Consider the following 5,707-nt stretch of genomic DNA (forward strand, 5'->3'; position numbering starts at 1 on the left):
CGGCACTATTGGTAAGGGCATTGCGCTGGCAGCAGCCGCGACACTGGCCCTAGCCGCGTGCTCGTCCGACAGCGACCCGGAGGGTGACGCCACCAACACAGGCGGCGAAACTTCCGACGGAACTGCGATCGTTTACGCGAACGGTTCGGAGCCCCAGAACCCCTTGGTTCCTGGCAACACGAACGAAACCGGCGGCGGCAAGATCATTGACGCCATCTACGCGGGGCTCGTCTACTACGACGCCACCGGCGCAGCCATGAACGAGGTTGCTGAGTCGATCGTCCAAGACGACCCACAGAACTTCACCATCACGCTTCAGGACGGTTGGACCTTCACGAACGGTGAGCCTGTGACGGCGAGCTCGTTTGTGGACTCCTGGCAGTACACCGCACTGGCGTCCAACGGCCTGCTGAACTCGTACTTCTTCGAGGACATCGCCGGTCACAGCTACGAAGAGGACTCGCCTCTGGCCCTTGAGGTCATCGACGATCTCACCTTCACGGTGGAACTGAGCAAGCCTGCCGCTGACTTTGCGCAGCGTCTGGGTTACTCGGCCTACTACCCGCTCCCTGAGGCGTTCTTCGACGACCCTGAGGGTTACGGTGAGGCACCGATCGGCAATGGCCCGTACATGCTGGCCAGTGACGACGCGTGGCAGCACGACGTTCAGATCGACCTGGTCGCCAACCCCGACTACCAGGGTGGTCGTGCACCGCAGAACGATGGCCTGACCTTCGTGTTCTACACCACGCAGGAAGCCGCTTACGCGGACCTGCTGTCGAACAACGTTGACGTCATCGACGGCATCCCTGACTCCTCCCTGGCCACGTACCAGGACGAGCTGGGCGACCGTGCGGTCAACCAGGCAGCGGCCATCTTCCAGTCCTTCACGATCCCGGACAGCCTTGCGCATTTCTCGGGTGAAGAGGGCGAACTGCGTCGTCAGGCACTGTCCATGGCGATCAACCGTGAAGAGATCACCGACGTGATCTTCGAGGGAACTCGCACCCCCGCCTCCGACTTCACCTCACCGGTGGTCGACGGCTGGAGCGACTCGCTCGACGGCGCCGAGGTTCTGGAATACAACACGGACGAGGCAGTTGCCTTGTGGGCCGAGGCCGACGCCATCAGCCCCTGGGAAGGCACCTTCAAGTTGGCGTACAACGCCGACGGTGGCCACCAGGCATGGGTTGACGCCACGATCAACTCCATCAAGAACACGCTTGGCATCGACGCAGAGGGCGACCCGTACGCCACCTTCGCCGAGCTGCGCGAGGACGTGACGAACCGCACTATCACGTCCGCGTTCCGTACCGGTTGGCAGGCCGACTACCCCGGTCTGTACAACTTCCTCGGACCGCTCTACGCGACCGATGCTGGCTCGAACGACGGCGACTACTCGTCGGCTGAGTTCGACGCGTTGCTCGCCGAGGGCATTTCGACCGCTGACAACGCGGAGCGCAACACGATCCTGCAGAACGCTCAGGAGGTCCTGCTCAAGGACCTGCCGGCGATCCCCCTGTGGTACTCCAACGTCAACGGTGGATACTCAGAGGACGTCAGCAACGTGGAGTTCGGCTGGAACTCGGTGCCTCTCTACCACGAGATCACCAAGAACTAGTCAGCCCGTGAGGCCCGCTTCGACTTCGGTCGAGGCGGGCCTCACGTCTGTCTATTGACGCCGTCCGACGCTGTACGATGAGGCCACTCATGCCAACACCAACGACCACCACCGCGAGCCGCCGATGCTGAGATACATCCTGAGGCGATTGCTCCAGGCCGTGCCCGTCTTCCTGGGTACGACGTTCCTGATCTACTTCATGGTCTTCGCCATGCCGGGCAATCCCATCGTCGCCCTTTTCGGTGACAAGACGCCCAACCCTGCGCAGGTCGCCGCTCTCGAGGCGCAGTACAACCTTGATCAGCCTTTCTTCATGCAGTACCTGCTGTACCTCAAGAACGTCTTCACTGGCGACCTGGGCACCACCTTCTCCGGTCGTGACGTCAACACGGTCTTGGCGGACACGTTCCCTGTGACGCTCAAGTTGGTGCTCATGGCGGTCGTGCTTGAGTTCTTCTTCGCCGTGGTGATCGGTCTGATCTCTGGGCTGCGAGAGGGCAAGTTCTTCGACAACGCGAGCGTGGTCCTCGCGCTCATCTTCAACTCGTTGCCCGTCTTCGTGGGAATGTTCCTGGCCCAGTACTTCGTCGGCATCAAGTGGGGATGGGCCCCCGTCACGGTGGGCCGCGACACGTCGTGGGGGGCAATGTTCCTGCCCGCCCTCGTGATTGCCCTGACCATCTATGTCACCGGTATGCGGCTCATGCGTGGTTCCGTGATCGAGTCGCGCAGCGAGGACTACGTGCGCACTGCGTACGCCAAGGGGCTCACGTCGCGCCGCATCATTCCCGTGCACATCGCGCGCAACTCGCTGATCCCAGTGGTCACGAACACTGCAGCGAGCTTTGGCGCGCTGATCGCCGGGACCACGATCACCGAGGGCATCTTCAACATTCCTGGTGTCGGCAACACGCTCTATCAGGCGATCATTCGCGGAGAGAACTCCACGGTGGTGTCCTTCGTCACTGTCCTCACCCTGCTGTACGTGATCGTCAACATCCTTGTCGACCTCTTGTACGCCGTCCTCGATCCCAGGATTCGCTATGTCTAAGCGCAGCTCCGAGCACTACGTTGCCCCCGTCGACGAGAACGAGCAGATCGAAGTCGACGCCGTCCGACTCGGCGACCGCCGGTCGAACCTGTGGCTCGATGCCTGGCGCGATTTGCGCCGTCGGCCGCTGTTCTACGTGGCACTCACCATTGTTGCCGTGGTCGCACTCGCGGCGGCCTGGCCCACGCTGTTCACACAAGTGGCCCCGAACAATGACTGCGCCCTGTCGCTGTCCAACGCGGGACCAGAGGCCGGACACCCGCTGGGATACACGCGTCAGGGTTGCGACGTCTACTCACGCGTGGTGTGGGGTGCACGCACCTCGCTGTCGGTCGGCATGCTGGTCGTCCTGATCACCGCAGTCATCGGCATTCCGATGGGCGCCATCGCGGGCTTCTTTGGCGGCAAGGTCGACTCGATCCTGTCGCGCATCGGCGACATCTTCTTCTCGATCCCTTACTTCTTGGCGGCCATCGTCGTCATGTCCGTGCTCGCCGACCACCGCAACGTGCTCACCATCTCGTTTGCGATCGGTGGCTTCGCGTGGGCATCGCTCGCGCGCATCGTCCGCGCCGAGGTGTTGCGCATCAAGAATCTTGAGTATGTGACCGCGTCCACGGCCGTGGGGAGGTCGAGGTTCTCGACGCTTGTGGGGCACGTGTTGCCCAACTCCCTCACCCCTGTGATCGTGACGCTCACCATCGGCTTGGGTGCGGCCATCGTGGCCGAGGCCGCGCTGAGCTTCCTCGGCATCGGACTCAACACGTCCGTGATGTCCTGGGGTAACGACATCTCTCAGGCGCAGGTCACCATCAAGACCGCGCCGATGGCCCTGTTCTGGCCGTCGCTGTTCCTGACCATCACTGTGCTGGCGTTCATCATGCTCGGAGAACTCATTCGAGACGCCCTGGACCCGAAGGCGAGGGCACGCCGATGAACGACGCCACCACGGAAGTCATGTCCAAGCAGGCACCCGGGCAGCATGACGGGCCACTCGTGTCCGTCAAGGATCTTGAGGTCTCTTTCCGCACGTTGGGCGGTTCGGTTTCTGCCTTGCGCGGCGTGAGCTTCGACATGTGGCCAGGCGAGACGGTCGCCATTGTCGGCGAGTCCGGCTCCGGCAAGTCCACCACCGCCACCGCTCTGATCAACCTGTTGCCCAGTAACGGCATGATCGGCGCAGGCAGCATCACGATCGATGGCCGCGAGATGGTGGGGCTCAGCCAAGATCAGATGGCCTCCGTGCGCGGCAAGATCGTCGGCTACGTTCCCCAAGACCCGATGTCCAACCTCAACCCTGTGTGGTCGGTCGGTTTCCAGGTCGAAGAGGCCGTGCGGGCGAACGGGCTTGCCCACACGCGCAAGGAGATCAAGTCGCGCGCCATCGAGGTGCTCAAGGAAGCGGGTCTCGCGGACGCTGACCGGCGTATGAAGCAGTTCCCGCACCAGTTCTCGGGGGGTATGCGCCAGCGCGTGCTCATCGGCATCGGGCTGGCTGCTGACCCCAAGTTGCTCATTGCCGACGAACCCACGTCTGCCCTCGACGTGACGGTCCAGAAGACCATCCTGGACCACCTCGACAAGCTCACGCGAGAGAACCACACTGCCGTGCTCTTCATCACCCACGACCTCGGTCTCGCGGCCGAGCGGGCATCCAAGCTCATCGTGATGCACCGCGGCAAGATCGTCGAGGCAGGCCCCAGCGTCGAACTGCTGGAGAACCCGCAGCACCCCTACACCAAGTCGCTGATTGCGGCAGCCCCGTCGCTCGCGTCGCGTCGCATCCGCGGCGCCTCTGCAAGTTCGGACACCGACGCTGGTGGCCCGGACATGGCGCGACTCGCCGTGCACCACCACGAGGCCGCGGAGGAACACCACATTTCCGAAGCCCCCGTGTCGATCGAGGTGAAGGACCTCACCAAGGTCTTCTCGATCCGCAAGGGCGGCTTCCGGACCGAGCCGCTGACGGCAGTGGACAAGATCTCGTTCAAGGTTCGCAAGGGATCCACGCTCGCGCTGGTGGGAGAGTCAGGGTCAGGCAAGACCACGGCAGCCAAGATGATTCTTGGGCTGGAGCCGCCCACCTCCGGCGACATCATCGTCGGCGGTACCAACCTCAACGGCATCTCGCGCAAGGCGATGTTCAATCTGCGTAGCCGGATGCAGCCCGTCTTCCAGGATCCGTACGCGTCACTCGACCCGCAGCGTTCGATCGGCGCCATCATCGCCGAGCCGCTGCGCGTCCACGGGGTCTCCGACAGATCTGTGAGGCTGGCGCGGGTGAAGGAACTGCTCGATCAGGTCTCTCTGCCCGAGTCGATTGCCCAGCGCTACCCCAACGAACTCTCTGGTGGTCAGCGCCAGCGCGTGGCCGTGGCCCGTGCCCTCGCGCTCAAGCCAGAGGTGGTAGTGCTGGATGAGGCCGTCTCGGCTCTTGACGTGCTCGTCCAAGCCCAGGTGCTGCAGTTGCTTGCCGACCTGCAGGAGGAGTTGGGCCTGACGTACTTGTTCATCACTCACGACCTTGCGGTGGTGCGCGTGGTGGCCGACGAGGTGGCGGTCATGGAGGACGGCAAGATTGTGGAGACCGGCACCACCGACGAGATCTTCGAGCGGGCGCGCAAGCCCTACACCCAGCGCTTGCTCGACGCGATCCCCGGCTCAGGCATCAAGTGGGCCTCCTAGCGCCGTAGGCGTGTGGTTCGTCAACCCTCGTCTCGTTGTGCCGTGTTGCGGCGTGCGGCGTTGCGGCGCGCGGGAGTTGGGGCAAACGGCGCGAGGTCGCCCACGGCGGGCACCACGACGCCCGGCGTTGCGTTGTCCACGAGCGGCGGCCCCGCGATCGGTGGGGGAGCAGGCAGAATCCGCTCGCGCTCAAGCTCCTCGCGAGCGCGCGCCATGCCCGGGTTGAAGACCTCTTCGAAAGCCATGGCGCTACGGTACGCCTTGGCACCCACCCAGGCGAGGGTGCGCCCCGCCCAGCGCCGCTAGACTTGCTCCCCGTGGCTCTTACTATCGGCATCGTCGGACTGCCC

5 protein-coding genes are annotated in these 5,707 nt (G+C 63.7%); 4 read left to right on the forward strand and 1 reads right to left on the reverse strand.

The window, feature by feature from the left end; translation table 11 throughout:
* The first annotated feature begins 7 nt into the window (after nucleotides 1-7).
* From QZZ33_RS10905 to QZZ33_RS10920, 4 genes are all read left to right on the forward strand, one after another.
* Nucleotides 8-1,621: an ABC transporter substrate-binding protein gene (locus QZZ33_RS10905; RefSeq protein WP_291380050.1), complete on the forward strand. Its 1,614-nt coding sequence runs from the start codon at nucleotides 8-10 to the stop codon at nucleotides 1,619-1,621.
* A 124-nt stretch (nucleotides 1,622-1,745) separates the two neighbouring features.
* Nucleotides 1,746-2,672: an ABC transporter permease gene (locus tag QZZ33_RS10910; protein ID WP_291380046.1), complete on the forward strand. Its 927-nt coding sequence runs from the start codon at nucleotides 1,746-1,748 to the stop codon at nucleotides 2,670-2,672.
* On the forward strand, nucleotides 2,665-3,609 hold the full coding sequence (locus QZZ33_RS10915; protein WP_291380047.1) for an ABC transporter permease: 945 nt from the start codon (nucleotides 2,665-2,667) through the stop codon (nucleotides 3,607-3,609). Before QZZ33_RS10910 ends, QZZ33_RS10915 begins: the two co-directional genes overlap by 8 nt.
* Nucleotides 3,606-5,357: an ABC transporter ATP-binding protein gene (locus tag QZZ33_RS10920; RefSeq protein ID WP_291380048.1), complete on the forward strand. Its 1,752-nt coding sequence runs from the start codon at nucleotides 3,606-3,608 to the stop codon at nucleotides 5,355-5,357. Before QZZ33_RS10915 ends, QZZ33_RS10920 begins: the two co-directional genes overlap by 4 nt.
* A gap of 20 nt (nucleotides 5,358-5,377) precedes the next feature.
* Here the strand turns inward: QZZ33_RS10920 and QZZ33_RS10925 are convergent, their stop codons facing one another.
* Nucleotides 5,378-5,602 carry a hypothetical protein gene (locus tag QZZ33_RS10925; protein ID WP_291380049.1) on the reverse strand — a complete coding sequence of 75 codons (225 nt, stop codon included), beginning with the start codon at nucleotides 5,600-5,602 and terminating at the stop codon, nucleotides 5,378-5,380.
* Nucleotides 5,603-5,707: the final 105 nt, after the last annotated feature.

Source organism: Demequina sp., from assembly GCF_016278775.1.
GTDB lineage: Bacteria > Actinomycetota > Actinomycetes > Actinomycetales > Demequinaceae > Demequina.